The sequence below is a fragment of the Citrobacter sp. Cy070 genome (genome assembly GCF_030332245.1).
Taxonomy (GTDB): domain Bacteria; phylum Pseudomonadota; class Gammaproteobacteria; order Enterobacterales; family Enterobacteriaceae; genus Citrobacter; species Citrobacter youngae.
This window is the reverse complement of sequence record NZ_JAOWIG010000088.1, coordinates 91,507-115,217: the sequence shown is the minus strand read 5'-3', so window position 1 is coordinate 115,217 and position 23,711 is coordinate 91,507. Positions and strand designations below refer to the sequence as shown.

Sequence of the window (23,711 nt, the reverse complement as noted above, 5' to 3'; positions counted from 1 at the left end):
AGCAATATGTCGTATACACCGATGAGTGACCTCGGACAGCAAGGCCTGTTCGATATTACTCGTACATTATTACAGCAGCCCGATCTCCCGTCTCTCAGCGAGGCGCTTTCGCAGCTGGTCAAGCGTTCAGCGCTGGCCGACTGCGCGGCTATTGTGTTATGGCAGGCACAAACGCAACGTGCGCGTTATTTTGCGACGCGTGAAAATGGTAAACCCATCGATTATGAAGATGAAACGGTACTGGCCCATGGCCCGGTACGCCGTATTTTGTCTCGCCCCGATGCGCTGCACTGCAACTATCATGAGTTTACGGAAACCTAGCCACAGTTGGCTTCAGGTGGACTGTATTCTGAATTTGGCCACTACTGCCTGCTGCCGCTGGCGGCGGATGGACGCATCTTTGGCGGCTGTGAATTCATCCGCAACGAAGATCGTCCGTGGAGTGAAAAAGAGTACAACCGGCTGCAGACCTTTACCCAGATAGTCGGCGTCGTTGCGGAACAAATTCAGAGCAGAGTCAGCAACAACGTCGATTACGATTTGCTGTGTCGCGAACGTGACAACTTTCGTATCCTCGTCGCCATCACCAATGCGGTGCTCTCCCGCCTGGACATTGACGAGCTGGTCAGCGAAGTCGCCAAAGAGATCCATCACTACTTCGACATTGATGCCATCAGCATCGTGTTACGCAGCGATCGCAAAAACAAGCTCAGCATTTATTCCACCCACTATCTGGATGAACATCATCCGGCGCACGAACAAAGTGAAGTGGATGAAGCAGGTACGCTTTCTGAACGCGTTTTCAAAAGCAAAGAGATGCTGCTGATTAATCTGAGCGAACGCGATACGCTCGCCCCTTACGAACGGATGCTGTTCGAAACCTGGGGCAACCAGCTACAGACTCTGTGCCTGCTGCCGCTGATGTCCGGCAACACGATGCTTGGCGTGCTCAAACTGGCGCAGTGTGAAGAAAAAGTTTTCACCACCGCCAACCTGAAACTGTTGCGCCAGATTGCCGAACGCGTAGCCATTGCGGTAGATAACGCGCTTGCCTATCAGGAGATACACCGCCTGAAAGAACGTCTGGTCGATGAAAACCTGGCGCTGACCGAGCAACTGAACAATGTGGACAGTGAGTTCGGCGAAATTATCGGTCGCAGCGAAGCCATGTACAGCGTACTCAAACAGGTCGAAATGGTGGCGCAGAGCGACAGCACCGTATTGATTCTGGGTGAGACAGGTACGGGTAAAGAGCTGATCGCCAGAGCGATTCATAATCTGAGTGGGCGTAACGCCCGCCGGATGGTGAAGATGAACTGCGCGGCAATGCCTGCCGGATTACTGGAAAGCGACCTGTTTGGTCACGAGCGCGGCGCGTTTACCGGGGCCAGCACACAGCGAATTGGGCGTTTTGAACTGGCGGATAAAAGCTCGCTGTTCCTCGATGAAGTAGGTGACATGCCGCTGGAGCTACAGCCTAAGCTGCTGCGCGTACTGCAAGAGCAGGAATTTGAACGCCTGGGCAGCAACAAGCTGATCCAGACCGACGTTCGGTTGATCGCCGCCACTAACCGCGATCTGAAAAAGATGGTTACCGATCGGGAATTCCGTAACGATCTGTATTACCGGCTGAACGTTTTCCCAATCCATTTACCTCCGCTGCGCGAGCGCCCGGAAGATATCCCACTGCTGGTGAAAGCCTTTACCTTTAAAATTGCTCGCCGGATGGGACGCAATATCGACAGTATTCCTGCCGAAGCGCTTCGTACCTTGAGCAGCATGGAGTGGCCGGGTAACGTGCGCGAACTGGAAAACGTGGTGGAGCGCGCGGTTCTGCTTACCCGAGGCAACGTGCTACAGCTGTCCCTGCCGGATATTGCCGCGTTGACGCCGTCCGTACCGCCGGTAGCCACCGAAGTTGCGCAGGATGGCGAGGACGAATACCAGTTGATCATGCGCGTCCTGAAAGAGACCAACGGCGTGGTTGCCGGTCCTAAAGGTGCTGCGCAGCGATTGGGGCTAAAACGAACCACGTTGTTGTCGCGTATGAAGCGATTAGGTATTGATAAGGATGCGCTGGTTTAGCCATTGTGGCTATACTGGGTGATAACTCAACGAAAGGAGGCAGTATGGCGGTATCAGCACGTAATCAATTAACCGGTACAGTCAGTGCAGTTGCCACTGGTGCAGTGAATGATGAAGTTGAACTGACGCTGGCTGGCGGCGCAAAACTGGTCGCGATTGTGACCCATAGCAGCCAGCAGGCACTGGGTCTGGCGAAAGGAAAAGAAGCCATTGCGCTGATTAAAGCGCCGTGGGTGACGCTGGCGACTGAAGACTGTGGCCTGAAATTCTCTGCCCGTAACCAATTTGCCGGTAGCGTTTCACAGGTAACCGAAGGCGCCGTTAACGCCACCGTACACATCAAAACTGATGCCGGTTTTGACATTGTCGCGGTCGTGACGAACGAAAGTCAGCAAGAGATGAAACTGAGCCAGGGAAGCCGGGTCATCGCGCTGATCAAAGCCTCGGCCATTCTTATTGCCACCAAAGCGTAACTGCCATCCGGTACCGGATAGTTAAATTGCCCGATGGCGCTACGCTTATCGGGCCTACGCGACAGGTGAGCCTGCGCTTGCTGGCCGGATAAGGCATCGCCGCTATCCGGCACAAAATAACCAGATTACTTCTTGCGCTGATATTTCTCAGGTAATTCCGGGACGGGACGCTTGTCATCAATCAGATGGCGAACGGTCAGAATTGGGTGACGCCAGAGCATTCTCGGCCCGGCCCAACGCATAATTTGCTTCATCTCTTCGCGTTTAGCAGGTTGATAGCAGTGCACCGGACACTGCTTGCAGGCCGGTTTTTCCTCGCCAAACACGCACTTATCCAGGCGCTTTTGCGCATAAGCAAACAACGCATCGTAATGCCCCTGCTCATCTGAAGCTTCCGGACACTGGCTTTCGTACAGCGAGATCATCTTTTGGATCGTTATTTTTTCACGAGCAATACGTTTGCCGGACATGATGCCTCCATAATTAAGTTGCATAAATAATACACCTTAATCATGAAGGCAACCAAGACCCGAGTACCGCTTACTCGTCACAACGGCTAAATAGCCCTGCGTTTATAAGGACGGTAGTGCGGTAGCCAAAAGTTATCTTTAATACTCTGCGACAGCGCGTCGTCGCTCATCTTCTCTGCCACACCCGACTGCTGTGCCGCCTTACCGACCTCAAAGGCAATGCTGCGGGTCACCTCGCAGATTGTCCCAATCTCCGGCAACAGAGCGCCTTCCCCGTTACGCACCAACGGGGAAGCATCGGCCAGCGCACGGCTTGCCGCCATCAGCATAGCCTCTGTTACGCGTGTCGCGCCGCTGGCGATAGCCCCCAGACCGATGGCCGGGAAAACATACACGTTATTGCACTGCGCCACCGGAATGGAGCGTCCATTAAATTCAATCACACCGCAGGGACTGCCGGTCGCAATGATGGCCTGTCCCTCGGTCCAGCGAATGATATCTTCTGGTCGCGCTTCCATTCTCGAAGTGGGATTCGACAACGGCATAACAATCGGACGGTCGCAGTATTGGTACATCGTGCTAATTACCTCCTGCGAGAACAATCCAGCCTGACCCGACACCCCCAGCATAACCGCCGGTTTGGCATTGTGGATCACCTCCAGTAACGACGGTGCCGGCCCCTCATACTGCCAGTCAGAAATTTCCTCAGGCGACTGCGCCAGCGGTTGCTGGAAATCAGCTAAGGCATTATTGGTGGTCATCACCAGACCGTCGCGATCCACCATAAAAATGGTCCGTCTGGCTTCAGCCTGGCTCATTCCTTCACTGATGCGACAGGCAATAATATGCCGGGCAATCCCACATCCCGCAGCCCCCGCCCCCACAATTACGATTGATTGCTGACGGAAGTCACGACCGCTGCCTCGGCAGGCAGCAACCAAAGTCGCCAGAGCCACCGACGCCGTGCCCTGAATATCATCGTTAAAACAGCACAGCTCATCGCGATAACGGTCCAGCAGCGGTACCGCGGTATGCTGGGCAAAATCTTCAAACTGCAGCAGAACGTTAGGCCAGCGCCGTTTTACGGCAGCAATAAACATTCCAATAAATGCGAAATAGTCTTCACCAGTTATGCGCGGATGACGCCAGCCGATATAGCGCGGATCGTCCAGCAGTCGCGCATTATTCGTGCCGACATCCAGTAAAATAGGTAGCGTATTCGCCGGATTTACCCCGCCACAGACGGTATAGAGCGACAGTTTCCCGATAGGAATTCCCATACCGCCAACGCCCTGGTCGCCCAGCCCCAGAATGCGCTCACCATCGGTGACGACGATGACCTTGATATGGTGCCGTGGAATATCATGCAAAATATCGTCAATACGATCGCGATCGGGCCAGGAGATAAAAACACCGCGCGCACGACGATATATCCACGAGAATTTTTCACAGGCGGCCCCGACTACCGGGGTATAAACGATGGGCAGCATCTCTGGAAGATACTTTTTCAGCAGGTAATAAAATAACGTTTCGTTGGTATCCTGGATATTACGCAGGTAAATATGTCGAGCGTTGTGGGACTCAGCCTCAAGATATTGTTGATACGCCCGTTCGGCTTGTTCATCAATATTCTCAATGGCGCAAGGCAGTAGCCCACTCAGGTTAAAGTCGTGCCTTTCTTGCTGCGTGAAGCTGCTTCCCTTGTTTAATAACGGAGATTCAAGCAGTAACTTCCCCGTAAACGGGACGTATAAAACATCGTTTGTCACGTTGCCATCCATAAATTACAACCAGATAAAAAATAAGAGCCTGCATTAGCAGGCTCTCGGGATTCAAATCAGGACATAGTTGGCAACCAGCATCGCCGCAATACCGGCCAGCGCTGGAAGCAGCGTTCTTCTGACGATCATAAACGGTGAACATTCTCCTGCTTTACTCACCGCAATAATGATTCCAGCCACTGGGGACATTGAGCGCCCCATTCCCGCCATTAACTGCATAGGCAGGATCATATTGACGGCGCTCTCACCAAATTTTGCTGCAATGGAGGGGGCCAGTCCGGAGAAGGAGAAAAAGGCGGCAACACCAGAGCCTGTCAGGATGGCGGTTACGCCCACCAGCGCGGTCATCACCAGCGTCATGCTGGTAAAGCCCAGTCCTGCGTTTTGCACTGACTGTAACAGGTAGTCCACCGCGCCAATTTTCTGCAACCCTTGGGCGTAGATATCCGCACATACCAGCAAGGAAACGATACTGGTAAACATGCTGCCCATGCCTTTGAAAAAGACCTGTAATCCTTTGCAGCTGCTTTTGAAATCACGGGTAGCCACCAGTTCAAAGAAAAATGCGACCACAGCGCCAAGGATCATCGCCGTGACTACGTCAATTTTGATGGATTTGATAACCAAAGGGCTAAAGACCAGCACCAGTGCCACCGGCAGGACCGGCAAAAGAGCATAAATCGCGGGCGCTTTGCGACCCTCTTCTTCCGCTTGCGCCACGCTTTGCGCACCCGGTACAAAGCTATCCTTTTTGTCGAAATATTTCGCGGTGAAGTAAATCACCACCGCCACGGCCAGCATAACCGCCACCGCAACCGGCATCTGGTAATGAGCAAAGTAGATAGCGCTTTCCATTCCGGCATGCTTCGCCGCCAGATTCGCCGTACCTGCCGCAGGCCCTAGATCCATAAACGCGCACAGGGCAATCATCGCGGCCGCAGAGGCTTTACTGACTCCGAGGCGCACCAGAACCGGGAAGAATGTCACCAACAGCAACATTGCCAGGCCCGCCGCACTTGAAATTGCCACGTGCAGAAGCTGCGCGCAGATGTACCCCAACGCGAGGATAAGGTAAGGCGCTTTAATTACCTGTAGCGGGCGAATGCACATATTCACCATCGCGTTCGATGCTTTGATGTGATCCATATAGCTGGCAAATCCACCCGCCGCCATGATGATAAGACCGATACCCGCAATTTGTGTGGTCAACGATGCTTTTGCAAAGCTAAAGATATCCAGCCAGGTTGACCCCGTGGATTTCGCTTTATCATAGAGAATGCTGTTTTCTGGATAAAACAGTACTGTGATGGTCAATAATGCCAGTCCAGCGAGTAATAAAACAGTTTGCGGCTGATAATTTTTAACAATTAACCATGCAGCAATAACTGTTATCACTATTGCTATAATAAACGCCGTCATAATAACAATTCCTATGCCATACAAATCTGGTAGGGTTACCCGTCATATCATCATAGCTTATGCAGGATACCGGGAAATCACATCCATATATAAGCAGTTATAATATGTACGTAAATTTATCGTATTACATACTCAAATATTGAGATTTAATTGTAATGGGTTGTGTGGTTGTAAAATACGGGAAAGGTGTTTTCCCACCTCTTTTTGTGAGTAAGATCGCAACTCATCTGAATACGGTCACATCCTCCAAAAAAGGCTGGATGCGGGTTTCCAGGATATTCATTCAATGATTGACGTCGAAAGCGTATTACCCTATAACAGCGTTGATATACAACAGCCATCGGGTGTTATCTATGTACAAAAAAAACACGTTAAGTCTGGATGAGTATAACTCACTTACTCTTAATATGGGCGATCTTACAGAATCTGAGTGCCGACTTAATGAGTACATTAATAAGCACTTCAATGAACTCCCCTATCATGGCATTGTTGATCTCTCGCAGAATGCGATGGTAAGTAAAGCTACTATCGGTCGATTCCTGAATAAAATAGGTTTTACCGGTTATGCCGCTTTCCGTAAAGCATTAGACATTACACTGTCAAAAAATAAACTATCAGCACCTTTTGAGAAAAACATCAAACTGCGTAACAATTCCAGCATCACGACAGAAAGTATTGTTACTGATTTCACGCATAAAATATCAACGTTATTTAGTCAATTTAAAAATAATATCGATATTGAAAGCCTGAATGCGTTTATCGATCTGGTATTAAACAATCAACGCCATATTTATGTCGTCGGTCCTTCATCTTCTCATGCCATGGCGACGCATTTTTGTACGTTGCTAAAGTACTTTCGCAGCGATATTACCCTGTTACCAACAGACATCAGCGAACTCCCCAAATGCCTCATCAATATCAAGGAGGAGGACGTCCTGATTGTGTTCTCTTACTATCGATTTAACCGGGTCGCGCTCAATATTGCAAAATGGTTCAGAAAAAAGAATGCCGTCGTAGTGTTGGTGACCAACTCAGAGGCGAACCCTTACGGTAAGTTCTGCGATCTGCAGTTTGTTCTCCCAAGCGACGTACATTCCATTTTTCAAAGCCGTATTCTTGGCTTCTTTTTTATCGAACTCATTCTGCATCTGGCTTATGAGAAAGGAGATAGCGAGGGGAATTTTGCCCAACTGGAAGAATTGTTCGTCTTCTTCGAAACATTTTCTGCATCGGCTCATAATACTTAGCGCTGCCAGCCGCCAGGAGAGTTATCCCGCCCGGCAGCATGACGAATCAGGCAATCTCTGCGGTTTTCACGCGATCGAACTCAGCAATTGTTTCCGCAATGAGCGCATCGTTAGCCCCGATATATGACAGCGGCTCACAGGCGGCGGTAATTTCTGCCACAGACAATGACGCGCGGATTTCCGGGCTAGCCTGTACGATCTCCATGAAGCTGTGCTCGCCGGTTGCATGCTTCAGCAGGTTTTTCACCAGGTTATAAGCGGACTCTCTGCCAATTTTGGCGGCAAGTTTCATCGTCAGCGATTCCGACATAATAAAGTGCTTCGAGCAGTCAAAATTAGCGCGCATCTTCTCTTCATTAACAATGAGATGCGAAAGCAGATTTTTTGCGCGCATCAGGCTGGTCGATAACGCATTAGAGGCCTCCGGGAGGATCGTCCAGTTCAGTACCCGCATTGAGGCGGCTCGCACATCCTGTTGATCCAGCATTGCTGGCGCGCCGGAAGCATACATCCACCCCATCCTTGCCAACGTTTGCATCATGTTACTGGCGCGCGGATTCACTTTGTGCGGCATCGTGCTTGACCCGCCGCCGCCTTCTCCTTCAAGCACTTCGGCAATCGGCGTGCGTCCCATGGTTTCGACATCGTTAGCCAGGCGACACAGCGTGCCGTGGATAAGAGCAAAAAACTGCACAACCTCAACAACCGCATCCTGGCTGGCATTATTAATCCCGCAGGGCACGTTCAGACCCAGCGCTAACATCAGCCGCTTGCGCGTTTCCATTCCCTGCTCGCCCACAGAAGCCAGGTTGCCCACCGCACCGCCAAAGAGTCCGGTAACGGCGCGCGGATACAGCTGCTGGAGCCTTGTCAGGTGGCGGTTTATCTCCGCCAGATAACTGCAAACATGCAGCCCCCACGTCGTTGCAGAGGCATCCACCGAATTGGTGCGAGCAACCATTACCGTACGAGCATGTCGTAACGCCATCGTTTTCATGGTTTCGCCAACATCAAGCAATTGCTCACGCAATAGCCGCAGCGTTTGCTGCAATCTCATCGCCATGCCTGAGTCGAGTAAATCCTGAGTGGTGCATCCCCAATGCAGAAACTGACTTACCAGCGGCGTTCCGCTGGCGGAGATCTGATCGATCAGCGGTTTTATCGCCATGCCGACCGTCTGTGTTTCCTGCGCCAGCGCTGGCCAGTCTATCTGTATTTCCCGACAGGTTTGTTCAATTTCAACGGCCGCCTGTTCAGGGATAATCCCCAACTCACTTTGCACGCGAGCGACCGTCGCCTCAAAGCGCAACCAACAACGCAGCAGATTGTCGTCAGACCATATTTCCCGCATCCTGGCCTGAGTGAACAATGATGAATAAAGGTCAGAATCAAATACCGTTGTTTGCTTCCCGTACATACAGCGCCTCTCCGGCCAATGAATGCGTGATAATCGAAAATGTGATTAATCAATTTTGCGGGATCTGTCTGCCAATTTATAGGGGAAAATAGTATTCCCACCCCAAAAATAATTATGAGAATACAACTTTCCCATTTTCAGCTTTTCTATCCAGTAGAAATGCGATGCACTTCACAGTAATTTTTAAAATGTAGATCAAATAGCCGTAATATTTCAAAAGAATCGTTCATAAAATATTAGAACCATTAATATAATAGCAAAAATAGAGATATTTATGCGTGAATAATCACATTTCATTACGAGAAAAAATGATTCCCATACCGCTGCCATTCCTTTTCCACAAACAATTATCCCGCTGTGAACTTTATTTTATGGTCAGGAAATTAATGCAAGTTTGAGGGATGACATGAAGCTAAAAAATTATTCACTAATATTACTAATGGGTATGAGTTCCTCGGCGTTCGCCTTAAACGTCTATAATAAGGACGGAAATACGCTGGATATTTATGGCCGCGTTGAGGGAAAAATTGCGAGTGGCCAGAATTCATTTGCTGGTAGCGAAAGCCGAAGCGATCTGGGTGGCCGTGTCGGTATTTATCTCACCCGGGATCTGGACCTTCTGCCAGAAACTAAAATCGTGGGGCGCCTGGAATGGCAGGTGCGTACCGAAAAAAATGATAACAATACCGGTGAAAGCGATATGGAGGCCCGTTATTCCTATGTCGGCCTGTCAAATAAAACATGGGGCGAGCTGATCACCGGGAGAACCAAGAACCCGTTGTATCAGGTGATGAAAATGACCGATAAGTATAAAAACTTCACCCCCAATATCTACAGCTATGGTATTACAACCATTGATGATTCTTACCAGTTCAACCGACAGGACGGCACCGTTCAGTGGAACGCCAAATTTGCCGGTAACGAAATCCAGCTGGCATGGGTCTCCGGTAACGGCAACAGTGATAACGAAGCGCTGGATTACGGGGCAATGGCCAGCTATCGTAAGTCTTTCAAATTTGGCGATTTTAGGATTACACCTGCGATAGCGGCCAGTCGTTACAAACGACAGGATGGCGTAGTGACCACCGATGGGCGTAATCAAAACGATCAAATTATGGGAGGATTACAACTCAGCTATAAAGCCTATGAAGTCGCGGTAACCGCATTGCGTACTTCTATTTCTCGCGATAACAAAAGCGATAATAATTATAAAGGGATGGATTCACTCATTTCCTACAATTTTGGCACCGTCAAGGTTCTCACCGGATATAGTTTTTTAAATGAAGATGGTAAAGATATTGCTGAAAAAGAAGACTGGCGTGCTGAAGCGCAATTAACATTGGCTGAAGATACGTGGTTATCATTTACTTACGATAAAGAGTTCGCCAGTAAGAACAAAAAAACCAATGATGATGCGCTCATCGTTGGGCTCCGTTATGATTTCTAAGAGATAAAAAATGAAAAAGATAACATTGCTTGCCGCAGCGACGACCCTCGCATTAAGTAGTCTCTGTGCTCACGCGGATACGTTATTAGCACCTTCCGCACATGCGAAAATGGATGGCGAGAATAAAATTGTCGCGCTTTATGGTAACTCTTTCACTTTCTATAACAATAATATTAATACCCGCCTGCGGGATTTAACGCAGTCCCTACTGCCAGACCATGCCAAAGGCTATAAGTATCGGGGGATCACGATTTCCAGCGGTCATTTAGGCTGGCAAATTGAGAATATGCGCTATCAGAACACGCTACAGAAATGGGATGTCGTCATCCTGCAGGGGAACTCAACAGAAACGATTTCAAAGAAAGAAAGTACCCGACAAAACTTCGTGGACTCTGCAACCCAAATGGCTGAGATGGCGCATAAAGCCGGTGCAAAAGTTGTCTATTTCATGACCTGGCCGAAAAAAGACAAACCCGAAGATAGCCAAAAACTGGCAGATGCTTATATCTCGATTGCGCAAAAAACGGGGGGATATGTGGCTCCGGTAGGTCTGGCTTTCGAGAAAGCACGTAAAACGCACCCAGAAATTAACCTGTATTATCATGATGGTGTACATCCTTCGATTTCTGGAACGTATCTCGCTGCCTGCGTATTCTTCGCTACCCTGTATAACCAGTCTCCAGTCGGCGGCGCGCTCCCTGTTGATACGGACATGACCCCAGCCACCGCCAAAGTGTTACAACAGGTAGCATGGGAAACCGTCACCGAGTTCCAAAAGTCATAATCACCGGGTTATTCGTTCCCAACACGCCGGCAATCGTACCGGCGTAAAACACATTATCCCCCATCTATTCCTTAGCACCCTACGCAAATAAGAATTATTTTCATTTATTTATGCCATGTGCTATATAACATAGCAAAGGCTATATTCGATGATAAATTAACCACTTTGTTGTGAGGGATACTATGCCGCATCTGCCTCGTCTGAAGTCAGTTCTCCTTGCCAGCCTGTTGACGGCACTTACGCTGTCGCCTGCCTGGGCGAAAGAAAAGTTCAAGGTCATCACGACGTTTACGATCATTGCTGATATGGCAAGCAATGTGGCAGGCGATGCGGCAGACGTCAGTTCAATCACCAAACCCGGGGCAGAGATTCACGAATACCAGCCCACGCCAGGCGACATTAAGCGGGCGCAGGGCGCGCAGTTAATTCTCTCTAATGGTCTCAATCTGGAACTCTGGTTTACCCGCTTCTACCAACATCTGTCCGGCGTACCGGAAGTGATGGTCTCAAACGGCGTAAAACCGATGGGCATCAGCGAAGGGCCATACAATGGAAAACCCAATCCGCATGCCTGGATGTCAGCAGACAACGCACTGATTTACGTGGATAACATTCGCGATGCGTTAATGAAATATGACCCGGAAAACGCAGCGACCTACCAGAAGAATGCCGATCGCTATAAAGCAGAAATTCAGCAAACGCTCGCGCCGCTCCAGGCCGAACTTGCCAAAATTCCTGCCGATAAACGCTGGCTGGTCACTAGCGAAGGGGCGTTCTCCTATCTGGCGCGCGATAACGACCTGAAAGAACTGTACTTATGGCCGATCAACGCCGATCAACAAGGTACGCCGAAGCAGGTACGCAAGGTGATCGATACCTTACGTGCGCATCAGATCCCCACGGTATTTAGCGAAAGTACCGTGTCCGACAAACCCGCGCGGCAGGTAGCCCGGGAGTCTGGCGCACATTACGGCGGCGTGCTGTACGTCGATTCACTCAGCGCTGCCGACGGCCCGGTCCCGACCTATCTGGATCTACTGCGCGTCACCACACAAACCATTGTTAACGGCATCAATAACGGCCTTGGGAGTCAACCATGAGTCAATCTGCGATTACCGTGAATCAGGTTACGGTGACGTATCGCAACGGCCACACTGCACTGCGGGATGCCACGTTTCAGGTTCCGGGCGGCTCGATTGCCGCACTGGTTGGTGTCAACGGTTCCGGGAAATCAACACTGTTTAAGGCGTTGATGGGGTTTGTCCGGCTGGCACAGGGGGAAATCTCTATCCTGCAACAGCCGGTCAACAAGGCGCTAAAACAGAATCTGATTGCTTATGTGCCCCAGTCTGAAGAGGTGGACTGGTCATTTCCGGTACTGGTGGAAGATGTGGTCATGATGGGACGTTTTGGCCATATGGGCTGGCTGCGTCGGCCAAAGGCGCACGATCACGCCTGCGTGGATGCTGCACTGGCGCGGGTCGATATGCTGGAATATCGCCATCGCCAGATTGGTGAACTTTCCGGTGGGCAGAAAAAACGCGTTTTCCTGGCAAGGGCCATTGCACAAGATGGGCAGGTCATTTTACTGGATGAACCCTTCACCGGCGTGGATGTAAAAACCGAGGCCCGTATCATCGACCTGCTGCGCGAATTGCGTGATGAGGGCCGAACCATGCTGGTCTCCACCCATAACCTGGGCTCGGTCACCGAGTTTTGTGATTACACGGTAATGATTAAAGGCACCGTGCTGGCAAGCGGTCCAACTGACACCACCTTTACCACCGAGAACCTTGAACAGGCATTTAGCGGCGTTCTGCGTCACGTCGCATTGAGTGGGGGTGAGCAGCATGTGATTACCGATGATGAGCGCCCGTTTATTTCGCGCCGCGCGGCACGCGAGGGGGAATAGTCATGAACTGGCTGACAGAAGCCTTTGGTTACCAGTACATGCTCAACGCCATGTGGGTTTCGGCGATGGTCGGCGGCCTGTGCGCGTTCCTCTCATGCTACCTGATGCTCAAAGGCTGGTCGCTTATTGGCGATGCGCTATCGCATTCCATCGTCCCCGGTGTTGCCGGGGCATATATGTTAGGGCTTCCCTTCGCGCTGGGGGCATTTCTCTCCGGGGGACTGGCTGCGGGCAGTATGCTGTTTCTCAATCAGCGCTCACGCCTGAAAGAAGATGCGATTATCGGACTGATATTTTCCTCTTTCTTCGGTATCGGGCTGTTTATGGTGTCGCTCAATCCGATGTCGGTGAACATCCAGACCATTATTCTCGGTAACGTGCTGGCGATTGCGCCGGAAGATATTTTGCAACTGGCGATCATCGGCGTCATCTCACTGACTATCCTGCTGCTGAAGTGGAAAGACCTGATGGTGGTCTTTTTCGATGAAAACCATGCACGCTCTATTGGTCTGAATCCGGGGCGTTTAAAACTGCTGTTTTTTACCTTGCTCTCCGTTTCCACCGTTGCTGCACTGCAAACCGTCGGCGCTTTTCTGGTGATTTGCCTGGTGGTCACACCCGGCGCCACAGCCTGGCTGTTGACCGATCGTTTTCCACGCCTACTCACTATCGCGGTAGCTATCGGTAGCCTGACCAGCTTTTCTGGCGCCTGGCTGAGCTACTGGCTGGACGGCGCAACCGGCGGAATTATCGTCGTACTGCAAACGCTGCTGTTCCTGCTGGCGTTTGTCTTCGCCCCCAAACACGGTCTGCTGGCGAATCGCCGCCGCGCCCGGCAGGTGAACAAGGAGTCCTCATGTTCTTAACCACATTACTGGAACCCTTTCAGTTCAGCTTTATGGTCAACGCGCTGACCATCTCCGTTATCGTCGCCGTCCCCTGCGCGCTGCTGTCGGTATTTTTGGTGTTGAAAGGTTGGGCGCTGATGGGGGATGCCATGAGCCATGCGGTCTTTCCGGGGATTGTACTGGCCTGGATTGCGGGTATTCCGCTGGCGATTGGCGCTTTTGTCGCCGGATTGTTCTGCGCGGTCGCCACCGGGTATCTTGACGATAATAGCCGTATCAAGCGCGATACCCTGATGGGGATCGTCTTTTCCGGTATGTTTGGCGCCGGACTGGTGCTGTATGTGTCAATCCAGTCTGAAATTCATCTGGACCATATTTTGTTCGGTGACATGCTGGGCGTTTCGCTGGGCGACATTGCGCAGACTGCGGTTATCGCTTTGGGGATAGCGCTTATCATCGGGCTTAAATGGAAAGATCTGCTACTGCATGCGTTCGATCCGCACCAGGCAAAGGCCAGCGGTCTTAACACCACACTGCTGCATTATGGTCTGCTGTGTATGATAGCCCTGACTATCGTCGCGACGCTAAAGTCGGTAGGTATTATTTTGTCGATCTCCTTGCTGATTGCCCCCGGTGCGATTGCGATTTTAATGACGCGCAGGTTCGCCCAGGCATTATTACTGGCTACCGCCATATCGGTTGCAACGTCATTTCTGGGTGTATACCTGTCATTTTTCATCGACAGTGCCCCCGCGCCGACCATAGTCGTTTTATTTTCCCTGCTGTTTGTCATCACCTTTATTTATTCAACGCTGCGCGATCGGCGTTTAGAGAATCAACTTCAGCTGCATGATGTATAAATAATGCTTCATGATATGTCAGCTAATGATGCTTATGCCTCTAAAACCTCGTTTCCGCATCCTGACGGGTATTATCGATATTCAATAAGATAAAAAAGAGCAACCACGAAATGAATGAGTAATTTGATACAAACTTCACCAGCCACACTTCAATGGTACATTGGGGTGTGGTGTAAATAGACCCGTTTTAGTTCCAGGCATTTTTTGAGATCCCGGCCAGATAATAGTGCTGTCGGTATTCCTCCGGTGTCATATTGTTCAGTGATTCATGCGGGCGTTCACAGTTATATTCAGATAACCATTTCTCCGTGATTTCCCGCACTTCATTCAGCATTCTGAACAGATAAAAATCGGGTATTTCTGTACGGTATGTTCGGTTAAAGCGCTCAATAAAAGCGTTCTGTGTCGGCTTACCCGGCTGGATAAACTCCAGTTTTACTGCATGTTTCTCTGTCCATTCAGCCAGTGCCAGTGAGATAAATTCCGGACCATTATCCATGCGTAGCGTGACCGGATCGCCGCGATTTGCCGCGATCCTGTCGAGCACACGGACCACGCGCAGAGCTGGCTGATTCAGTTCGATTTCAATCGACAACGCCTCACGGTTAAAGTCATCAACGACATTGAACGTGCGAAAACGACGGCCACAGACCTGGGTATCAGGCATAAAGTCGATAGACCAGTTCTGGTTCAGACTCCGGCAGGCCCGACGGAGAAGCTTTAATTCGTGGAGTTTAAAACGTGCAGCAAACGAGAGAAGTTGTGGAAAGTTACCAATTTTAAACTGAACAAGTTTACCAGTCGGGGACTCGCGTAACGGTAGGAAAAAGACTTCATCCCGGTGGCACCACATGAGAGACCTAAACCACGATTTTCGCCCACGTCAGCCTCATCTTTGCCACCAGGCTTCATCATTTTTACCGCTTTAAACGAAAGTGGCTTTCCCTCTTGTTTTACTACCATAAAGACTCCGTTATCATGCACCTTATGCAGTCATGAATTCCTACTATTAACTGTAGGATTTCATGATATTCGATGAGACAACGTGAAACCTAATGATAACCATAAAATTCACTAACTCATTAAAAATTAAGAAATATGGACATCACACTCCAATGAGTACAATAGAAAATCTAGACTCTCACACCCCCATGATGCAGCAGTATCTCAAGCTGAAGGCTCAGCACCCGGAGATCCTGCTGTTTTACCGCATGGGCGACTTTTACGAACTGTTTTATGACGACGCGAAACGTGCGTCGCAGCTGCTCGATATCTCGCTGACCAAACGTGGCGCATCGGCAGGCGAGCCCATCCCGATGGCGGGCATTCCCCACCATGCGGTGGAAAACTACCTCGCTAAGCTGGTCAACCAGGGGGAATCTGTCGCTATTTGCGAGCAGATTGGCGATCCAGCAACCAGCAAAGGGCCGGTTGAACGCAAAGTGGTACGCATCGTCACACCGGGCACCATCAGCGATGAAGCACTTTTACAGGAACGTCAGGACAACCTGCTGGCCGCCGTCTGGCAGGACAGTAAAGGCTTTGGCTACGCCACACTGGACATCAGCTCCGGGCGTTTTCGCGTCAGTGAACCCGCAGACCGTGAGACGATGGCTGCGGAACTACAGCGCACCAATCCTGCCGAATTGCTGTATGCCGAGGATTTCGCAGAAACGTCGCTGATCGAAGGCCGTCGCGGCCTGCGTCGTCGTCCGCTGTGGGAGTTTGAAATTGATACCGCCCGCCAGCAGTTAAACCTGCAGTTTGGCACACGGGATCTGATTGGCTTTGGTGTGGAAAACGCGCCGCGTGGATTATGCGCTGCCGGCTGCCTGCTGCAATATGTAAAAGATACCCAGCGCACCTCACTGCCACATATTCGCTCCATCACCATGGAACGCCAGCAGGACAGCATCATTATGGATGCCGCCACGCGCCGCAATCTGGAAATTACCCAGAACCTGGCCGGTGGCGTAGAAAACACGCTGGCATCGGTGCTCGATTGCACCGTGACGCCAATGGGTAGCCGTATGCTCAAACGCTGGCTGCATATGCCAGTCCGCGATACGCAGATACTGATCGAGCGCCAGCAGACCATCGGCGCGCTGCAGGATTCCACCAGCGAATTGCAACCCGTACTACGTCAGGTGGGCGATCTGGAACGTATTCTGGCACGTCTGGCACTGCGTACCGCGCGCCCACGCGATCTGGCGCGGATGCGTCACGCCTTCCAGCAATTACCGGAACTGCGCACTCAACTGGAAAACGTAAACAGCGCTCCCGTACAGATGCTGCGCGAGAAAATGGGCGAGTTCACGGAACTGCGTGAACTGCTGGAGCGTGCCGTGGTTGATGCCCCGCCAGTGCTGGTACGCGACGGTGGCGTTATCGCACCGGGCTATAACGAAGAGCTGGACGAATGGCGAGCGCTGGCTGATGGCGCAACCGATTATCTGGACAGACTGGAGATCCGCGAGCGCGAGCGCACCGGCCTGGACACATTGAAAGTTGGATTTAACGCCGTCCACGGTTACTACATTCAGATCAGCCGTGGGCAGAGTCATCTGGCACCGATTAACTACGTACGCCGTCAGACGCTGAAAAATGCCGAGCGCTACATTATTCCTGAGCTGAAAGAGTACGAAGACAAAGTTCTGACCTCAAAAGGCAAAGCGCTGGCACTGGAAAAACAGCTGTATGACGAGCTGTTCGACATGCTGTTGCCGCATCTGGCTGATTTACAGCAGAGCGCCAGCGCACTGGCAGAGCTTGACGTGCTGGTCAACCTGGCCGAACGCGCTTATACCCTGAACTACACCTGCCCGACATTCAGCGATAAGCCCGGTATCCGTATTGCAGAGGGTCGTCATCCGGTGGTGGAACAGGTGCTGAGTGAACCGTTTATCGCCAACCCACTTAACCTTTCCCCGCAGCGGCGGATGCTGATTATCACCGGGCCAAATATGGGCGGTAAAAGCACCTATATGCGCCAGACCGCGCTGATTGCATTGCTGGCCTACATCGGTAGCTATGTGCCGGCACAAAAGGTAGATATAGGTCCAATCGACCGTATCTTTACCCGTGTGGGCGCAGCGGATGACCTCGCATCCGGTCGTTCAACCTTCATGGTAGAAATGACCGAAACGGCCAATATTCTGCATAACGCCACTGAGAACAGCCTGGTGCTGATGGATGAGATTGGGCGCGGGACCTCAACCTATGACGGTTTATCTCTGGCCTGGGCTTGTGCTGAAAATCTGGCGAATAAAATCAAAGCACTCACGCTGTTTGCTACCCACTACTTCGAACTGACTCAGTTACCGGAAAAAATGGAAGGCGTAGCGAACGTACATCTGGATGCGTTAGAGCATGGCGATACCATCGCCTTTATGCACAGCGTACAGGATGGCGCGGCGAGTAAGAGCTATGGTCTGGCGGTCGCGGCACTGGCTGGCGTTCCGAAAGAGGTTATCAAACGCGCACGGCAAAAACTGCGCGAGCTGGAAAGCATCACGCCAAACGCCGCGGCAACGCAGGTTGATGGGACGCAGATGTCACTGCTCAGTGCACCGGAAGAGACATCACCTGCCGTTGAAGCACTGGAGAATATTGACCCGGATTCGCTGACGCCGCGCCAGGCGCTGGAGTGGATCTATCGGTTGAAGAGTCTGGTGTAATGCTCGTGGTGCCGGATGACGGCTCCGCCTCATCCGGCCTACGGCCTGATTTGTAGGCCCGATAAGCACAGCGCCATCGGGCAAATTTACCGGGCGGGGCTTCGCCTCACCTGCATTTTTGATTAGCGCTTATCTTCCGCCAACAGCGGGGGGATACTTGGCACCATCGGTGCTTCATCAATATCCTTCTGCGTCATGCGAAACGCCTGCGGGTAGTGCTCACGGCTGGTGCGACGTAGCGGTTCAGTATTACGCCAGGTGTACAGACAATGCTGGCACTGATATACCGTCCAGACGCCTTTTACCGGCGAATTCGCCATCACTTCAATATGTTCATCGGCACAACGTGGACAAATCATCTGCAACTCCTTATTTACGGTTAGCCAGCATGGCGGTCAGCTTTTCAGCCCAGGCTTTCGTTTCCGGTAAATCACATACCGGCTGGCTGTAGTGCCCACGGTTATCCGGCGCGACCGGCGTGGTAGCATCAATAATTAACTTGTCGGTAATCCCCGCCGGACTGGAACCCGGATCAAGCTCCAGCACCGACATATTCGGCAATTGCACCAGATCCCCCGCCGGATTAACCTTCGACGACAGCGCCCACATCACCTGCGGTAAGTTGAACGGATCAACATCCTCATCAACCATAATCACCATTTTCACGTAACCCAGACCGTGCGGCGTGGTCATCGCCCGCAACCCTACCGCACGGGCAAAGCCGCCGTAACGTTTTTTGGTGGAGATAATCGCCAGCAAACCGTGGGTGTACATGGCGTTCACCGCCTGCACTTCCGGAAATTCTGCCTTCAACTGTTGATACAGCGGTACGCAGGTTGCTGGCCCCATCAGATAGTCGATTTCCGTCCACGGCATCCCGAGATACAGCGATTCAAAAATAGGTTTACTGCGATAAGAGACTTTATCAATGCGCACCACAGTCATGTTGCGCCCGCCAGAGTAGTGCCCGGTAAATTCACCAAATGGCCCTTCTATTTCACGCTTGCGGCTTTCAATGACCCCTTCGAGGATCACTTCTGAACCCCACGGTACGTCAAAACCGGTGAGCGGTGCGGTGGCGATCGGGTACGGGCTTTCTCGTAGCGCCCCCGCCATTTCGTATTCAGATTGATCGTACTTCAGCGGCGTTGCCCCCATCAGAGTGATGATCGGATCGTTGCCAAGGGTGATCGCAATCGGTAGATCCTCGCCGCGCTCTTCAGCCTTATGCAGGTGCAGCGCAATATCGTGCATCGGCACCGGTTGCAGGCCCAGTTTACGCTTGCCTTTTACTTCCATACGGTAAATACCGACGTTCTGCTTGCCGAAATTGTCGACATCCAGCGGATCGCGCGAAACCACGCAGGCTTTATCAAGGTAGAAACCACCGTCGCCATCGTTCAGACGAAACAGCGGCAGAATATCAAACAGGTTGATATCGTCACCGTCGACGCTGTTTTCCGCCCACGCCGGGTTGGCACGACGCTCCGGCGTAACCGGAAATTTATCCCAGCGGCGAATGAATTCATCGATCTGTTTTTTCACCGGCGTATTCGGTGGTAAACCCAACGAGATTGCATGGTTCTGCCAGGAGCCGATAGTGTTCATTGCCACACGGGCATCGGTAAATCCACGAATGTTGTCAAACCACAGCGCAGGCGCCCCGTCGCCAATACGTCCGGTGGCATTGGCAGCCGCTGCTAAATCCGGTTCGGCGTTCACTTCTTCACTGATTTTCAGCAATTGTCCCTGGTCGTCCAGCGCCTGCAAAAAGCTACGCAAATCATCAAATGCCATTACTCATTCTCCTGTAAAAAATTCTGCGCCTGCCGTAACCCCTGCCAGCGACGGGCGTTTGGGTGTTCCAGACCAAACTGATCGAGAACGCGAGCGACAATGTGCTGCGTAATGTCATCGACCGTTTGCGGATGGTTGTAAAACGCGGGCATCGGCGGAACCATTGCGACGCCCATACGGGAAAGTGCGAGCATATTTTCCAGATGAATGGTGCTCAGCGGCATTTCACGCGGAACCAGCACCAGCTTGCGCCCTTCTTTCAGCACCACATCAGCGGCGCGCCCCACCAGGCCTTCCGCGTAGCCTGCGCGAATACCGGCCAGGGTTTTCATGCTGCAGGGGATAATGATCATGCCGTCAGTGCGAAACGAGCCAGAGGAAATACTCGCTGCCTGGTCCGCCGGATGGTGGCAGTAGTTCGCCAGCGCAGACACATCGTTAACGCTGTACGGCGTTTCGAGCTCAATCGTCGTTTTAGCCCACTTCGATAACACCAGATGCGTTTCCACTTCCGGCATTTGCCGCAGCGCTTGTAGTAGCGCCACACCAAGCGGCGCTCCCGTTGCCCCGGTCATTCCTACGATGAGTCTCATTCAACCTCTCAACATTGTTCGTGTACGAACATTTTGCATAACATACTCCCACAACCGACTCCGGGCAAGGACACCTGGCACAGATAGCTAAAGTCGCGCTTATTAAAAAATCACGCGTTACCCGCTATGATAGAGACCGATCGTTTGCCCGGAGTTCCCATGGAGTTACGAAATACCGCGTTTCACTTACTACGTCAGCTTTTTCAAAAGCATACGGCTCGCTGGCAGCATGCATTACCGGAACTGACCAAACCTCAGTACGCAGTGATGCGGGCCATCGCTGAACAGCCCGGCATTGAGCAGGTTACCCTGACCGAGGCTGCAGTCTGTACCAAGGCGACGCTTGCGGAAATGCTGAGCCGGATGGAAAAACGCAATCTGGTCAGGCGTGAGCACGACCCGGCGGATAAGCGTCGACGGTTTGTTTATTTGACCGCGCAAGGAGAAGCGTTACTGGCCAGCGCAACCCCATTGGGAGATAGCGTGGATGATGAGTTTCTGGGCCGACTTAGCGGGGAAGAGCGCGAACAGTTTACGCAGTTGGTGCGTAAGATGATGAACTGATTTACCGGATGGCGACGTAAACGTCTTATCCGGCCCACAAAGCCCTGCTCTCCGTAGAGCCTGATAAACGCTGTGCCATCAGGCAACAAACAAAGAAAAAGGCCAGCCTCACCGAGACTGGCCTTTCTTGATAGAACTTGTGCTTACTCGCGGAACAGCGCTTCGATATTCAGCCCCTGTGTCTGCAGGATTTCACGCAGACGACGCAGGCCTTCAACCTGAATCTGACGAACACGTTCACGGGTCAGGCCAATTTCACGGCCCACATCTTCCAGTGTCGCAGCTTCGTACCCCAGCAGACCAAAACGACGTGCCAGCACCTCACGCTGTTTGGCGTTCAGTTCGAACAACCATTTGACGATGCTCTGTTTCATATCATCGTCTTGCGTGGTGTCTTCCGGACCGTTTTCCTTTTCGTCGGCCAGAATATCCAGCAACGCTTTTTCGGAATCGCCACCCAGCGGGGTGTCTACCGAAGTAATGCGCTCGTTGAGTCGGAGCATACGGCTGACGTCATCAACCGGTTTATCCAGTTGTTCCGCAATCTCTTCTGCGCTCGGTTCGTGGTCCAGTTTATGCGACAACTCACGCGCGGTACGCAGATAGACATTCAGCTCTTTTACAATGTGAATCGGCAGTCGGATCGTACGGGTTTGATTCATAATCGCCCGTTCGATCGTCTGGCGGATCCACCAGGTTGCGTATGTTGAGAAGCGGAACCCGCGCTCAGGGTCAAACTTCTCGACGGCACGGATAAGCCCCAGATTGCCCTCTTCAATCAGGTCCAGCAATGCCAGACCACGATTGCCATAACGACGAGCAATTTTCACCACCAGACGCAGGTTACTTTCAATCATGCGGCGGCGAGAAGCGACATCTCCACGCAGTGCGCGACGCGCAAAATAAACTTCTTCTTCGGCTGTTAACAGTGGCGAATAACCAATCTCACCAAGGTAAAGCTGAGTCGCGTCCAACACACGCTGTGTGGCCCCCTGCGATAACAGCTCTTCTTCAGCCAGGTCGTTATCACTGGGTTCCTCTTCACTCAAGGCTTTCTCATCAAAAGCCTCTACTCCGTTCTCATCAAATTCCGCATCTTCATTTAAATCATGAACTTTCAGCGTATTCTGACTCATAAGGTGGCTCCTACCCGTGATCCCTAACGGAACTAGCACGTGAAAGCCTGGTTCCGCCGAATTATCGCTGCGGTAAATAGCGCAGCGGGTTTACGGATTTCCCCTTGTAACGAATTTCAAAATGCAAGCGTGTAGAACTGGTTCCGGTGCTACCCATGGTAGCTATCTTCTGCCCCGCCTTGATTTCTTGTTGTTCCCGGACCAGCATTGTATCGTTATGGGCGTAGGCACTCAGGTAATCATCGTTGTGTTTGATGATAATAAGATTACCGTAACCACGCAGCGCATTACCGGCATATACGACGCGTCCATCTGCGGTCGCGACAATAGCCTGTCCTTTGCTGCCTGCAATGTCGATCCCTTTATTGCCACCTTCGGTAGCTGCGAAGTTTTCGATCACTTTGCCGTCAGTCGGCCAGCGCCAGGTAGAAATCGGCGAACTGGTAGAAGTTGAGCTTGCAGTCGATTCGGTTGCACTAACTGCCGGAGCCGTTACAGGCGCTGTGACGACGGTCCCAGCAGGCTTGTTGTTCGGCAACATTTTGTTAGCACTTTGTTCACCTGAATCCTCAGAATACGTAATTGTTGGTTTCGAAGCAACAGCAACGGTGGAATTTTGTGCAGGGTTGGTCACAACTCCTTGCTGTGCTGCATCCGCCTGGGTGATGGCATTACCACCGGTAATCGGTGCACCCGACGCGTTGCCCACTTGCAGAGTTTGTCCGACATTCAGGCCATACGGGGCCGGAACGTTATTGCGTTGTGCGAGGTCACGGAAATCGTTCCCGGTAATCCAGGCAATATAGAAAAGCGTGTCGCCTTTCTTAACAGTATAGGTACTGCCACCCGTATAGCTACCTTTCGGAATATTCCCATACTGACGATTGTACACAATCCGCCCGTTTTCCATCTGGACAGGCTGTTCTGCAACCGGCTGAACCTGTGTTGGCTGAGTCGCCGGGCGTTGCACCGGTTGGATCTGTGGCGTTTGTTGTACTGTCGCCGTTGATCCCATTTTTGGTGGAGGCGTGATCAGCATGCCGGAGCTGGTGTTCGATGATGCATTGCCGCCAACAGAGCTGACCGGCGCTGGTGGATTCGAGGTGTTTGAACAACCTGCCAGCCATAACGAAACCAGTGACAATGCCGCCATGCGGCGAACGGTAAATTTGTGGCTTCCCGCGCTCATTTATCCCCCAGG

General features: G+C 51.7%; 20 protein-coding genes and 2 pseudogenes. 11 read left to right on the top strand and 11 right to left on the bottom strand.

From position 1 onward, the window contains the following. Positions 1–6: 6 nt before the first annotated feature. Together flhA and OGY19_RS19340 are read left to right on the top strand one after the other, a co-directional pair. Positions 7–2,085, top strand: a pseudogene (flhA, locus tag OGY19_RS19345) (formate hydrogenlyase transcriptional activator FlhA). A 44-nt stretch (positions 2,086–2,129) separates the two neighbouring features. After that, positions 2,130–2,558: a TOBE domain-containing protein gene (locus tag OGY19_RS19340; protein WP_003037421.1), complete on the top strand. Its 429-nt coding sequence runs from the start codon at positions 2,130–2,132 to the stop codon at positions 2,556–2,558. Positions 2,559–2,683: 125 nt separating this feature from the next. Here the strand turns inward: OGY19_RS19340 and OGY19_RS19335 are convergent, their stop codons facing one another. The 3 genes from OGY19_RS19335 to dcuC all read right to left on the bottom strand — a co-directional run bounded on the left by OGY19_RS19335 (position 2,684) and on the right by dcuC (position 6,228). After that, the gene (locus tag OGY19_RS19335) at positions 2,684–3,028 is read right to left on the bottom strand and encodes a nitrous oxide-stimulated promoter family protein (RefSeq protein ID WP_115601572.1); all 345 of its coding nucleotides are present in this window, start codon (positions 3,026–3,028) and stop codon (positions 2,684–2,686) included. An 86-nt stretch (positions 3,029–3,114) separates the two neighbouring features. Then, positions 3,115–4,809 (bottom strand): NAD-dependent malic enzyme, encoded by a 1,695-nt coding sequence (locus tag OGY19_RS19330; RefSeq protein WP_061068463.1) that lies wholly within the window; start codon positions 4,807–4,809, stop codon positions 3,115–3,117. Positions 4,810–4,860: 51 nt separating this feature from the next. Continuing rightward, complete coding sequence (gene dcuC, locus OGY19_RS19325) at positions 4,861–6,228, bottom strand: C4-dicarboxylate transporter DcuC (protein WP_115601571.1); 1,368 nt, start codon at positions 6,226–6,228, stop codon at positions 4,861–4,863. Between the two features lie 353 nt (positions 6,229–6,581). Here dcuC and OGY19_RS19320 point away from each other — a divergent pair, with 353 nt between their 5' ends. Further along, positions 6,582–7,475, top strand: a complete 894-nt coding sequence (locus tag OGY19_RS19320) for a MurR/RpiR family transcriptional regulator (RefSeq protein WP_061068465.1) — start codon at positions 6,582–6,584, stop codon at positions 7,473–7,475. Between the two features lie 46 nt (positions 7,476–7,521). On the opposite strand, the gene OGY19_RS19315 is transcribed toward OGY19_RS19320, so the two are convergent. Next, positions 7,522–8,892 carry a class-II fumarase/aspartase family protein gene (locus OGY19_RS19315; protein ID WP_061068466.1) on the bottom strand — a complete coding sequence of 457 codons (1,371 nt, stop codon included), beginning with the start codon at positions 8,890–8,892 and terminating at the stop codon, positions 7,522–7,524. A gap of 406 nt (positions 8,893–9,298) precedes the next feature. Here OGY19_RS19315 and OGY19_RS19310 point away from each other — a divergent pair, with 406 nt between their 5' ends. The 6 genes from OGY19_RS19310 to sitD all read left to right on the top strand — a co-directional run bounded on the left by OGY19_RS19310 (position 9,299) and on the right by sitD (position 14,743). Continuing rightward, positions 9,299–10,339: a porin gene (locus OGY19_RS19310; protein ID WP_061068467.1), complete on the top strand. Its 1,041-nt coding sequence runs from the start codon at positions 9,299–9,301 to the stop codon at positions 10,337–10,339. Positions 10,340–10,349: 10 nt separating this feature from the next. After that, positions 10,350–11,123 carry an SGNH/GDSL hydrolase family protein gene (locus tag OGY19_RS19305; protein WP_061068468.1) on the top strand — a complete coding sequence of 258 codons (774 nt, stop codon included), beginning with the start codon at positions 10,350–10,352 and terminating at the stop codon, positions 11,121–11,123. 182 nt (positions 11,124–11,305) lie between these two features. Beyond that, positions 11,306–12,223 carry a metal ABC transporter substrate-binding protein gene (locus OGY19_RS19300; RefSeq protein WP_048213038.1) on the top strand — a complete coding sequence of 306 codons (918 nt, stop codon included), beginning with the start codon at positions 11,306–11,308 and terminating at the stop codon, positions 12,221–12,223. Next, positions 12,220–13,035 (top strand): iron/manganese ABC transporter ATP-binding protein SitB, encoded by an 816-nt coding sequence (gene sitB / locus OGY19_RS19295; protein WP_048213039.1) that lies wholly within the window; start codon positions 12,220–12,222, stop codon positions 13,033–13,035. Before OGY19_RS19300 ends, sitB begins: the two co-directional genes overlap by 4 nt. A 2-nt stretch (positions 13,036–13,037) precedes the next feature. Continuing rightward, a complete protein-coding gene (gene sitC, locus OGY19_RS19290; protein WP_115601569.1) occupies positions 13,038–13,901 on the top strand; it encodes an iron/manganese ABC transporter permease subunit SitC in 864 nt (287 codons plus the stop codon). Then, positions 13,892–14,743, top strand: coding sequence for an iron/manganese ABC transporter permease subunit SitD (gene sitD / locus OGY19_RS19285; protein WP_048213041.1), 852 nt, complete (start codon positions 13,892–13,894; stop codon positions 14,741–14,743). Before sitC ends, sitD begins: the two co-directional genes overlap by 10 nt. A 187-nt stretch (positions 14,744–14,930) precedes the next feature. Here sitD and OGY19_RS19280 read toward each other — a convergent pair. After that, positions 14,931–15,440: pseudogene (locus OGY19_RS19280) on the bottom strand (transposase); the annotation flags it as partial. Positions 15,441–15,463: 23 nt separating this feature from the next. Further along, positions 15,464–15,706 carry a DUF4102 domain-containing protein gene (locus OGY19_RS19275; protein ID WP_320337831.1) on the bottom strand — a complete coding sequence of 81 codons (243 nt, stop codon included), beginning with the start codon at positions 15,704–15,706 and terminating at the stop codon, positions 15,464–15,466. 152 nt (positions 15,707–15,858) lie between these two features. On the opposite strand from OGY19_RS19275, the gene mutS reads away from it, so the two are divergent. Beyond that, positions 15,859–18,420: a DNA mismatch repair protein MutS gene (mutS, locus tag OGY19_RS19270; protein WP_115601568.1), complete on the top strand. Its 2,562-nt coding sequence runs from the start codon at positions 15,859–15,861 to the stop codon at positions 18,418–18,420. A 122-nt stretch (positions 18,421–18,542) separates the two neighbouring features. Here mutS and OGY19_RS19265 read toward each other — a convergent pair whose 3' ends face one another. Genes OGY19_RS19265 through OGY19_RS19255 form a run of 3 tightly spaced genes read right to left on the bottom strand, consistent with a single transcriptional unit; the run spans position 18,543 to position 20,810 of the window. Then, positions 18,543–18,779, bottom strand: a complete 237-nt coding sequence (locus OGY19_RS19265; protein ID WP_061068471.1) for a non-oxidative hydroxyarylic acid decarboxylases subunit D — start codon at positions 18,777–18,779, stop codon at positions 18,543–18,545. A 10-nt stretch (positions 18,780–18,789) separates the two neighbouring features. After that, positions 18,790–20,217: a non-oxidative hydroxyarylic acid decarboxylases subunit C gene (locus OGY19_RS19260; protein WP_061068472.1), complete on the bottom strand. Its 1,428-nt coding sequence runs from the start codon at positions 20,215–20,217 to the stop codon at positions 18,790–18,792. After that, the gene (locus tag OGY19_RS19255) at positions 20,217–20,810 is read right to left on the bottom strand and encodes a non-oxidative hydroxyarylic acid decarboxylases subunit B (protein ID WP_115601567.1); all 594 of its coding nucleotides are present in this window, start codon (positions 20,808–20,810) and stop codon (positions 20,217–20,219) included. The genes OGY19_RS19260 and OGY19_RS19255 overlap by 1 nt, the downstream gene beginning before the upstream one ends. Before the next feature lie 159 nt (positions 20,811–20,969). On the opposite strand from OGY19_RS19255, the gene OGY19_RS19250 reads away from it, so the two are divergent. Further along, complete coding sequence (locus OGY19_RS19250) at positions 20,970–21,374, top strand: MarR family winged helix-turn-helix transcriptional regulator (protein ID WP_048213054.1); 405 nt, start codon at positions 20,970–20,972, stop codon at positions 21,372–21,374. Positions 21,375–21,517: 143 nt separating this feature from the next. On the opposite strand, the gene rpoS is transcribed toward OGY19_RS19250, so the two are convergent. Both rpoS and nlpD read right to left on the bottom strand, forming a co-directional pair. Further along, entirely contained in the window at positions 21,518–22,510 is a 993-nt protein-coding gene (rpoS, locus tag OGY19_RS19245; protein WP_000081498.1) for an RNA polymerase sigma factor RpoS, read from the bottom strand. 61 nt (positions 22,511–22,571) lie between these two features. Beyond that, a complete protein-coding gene (gene nlpD / locus OGY19_RS19240) occupies positions 22,572–23,654 on the bottom strand; it encodes a murein hydrolase activator NlpD (RefSeq protein WP_306308092.1) in 1,083 nt (360 codons plus the stop codon). Positions 23,655–23,711: the final 57 nt, after the last annotated feature.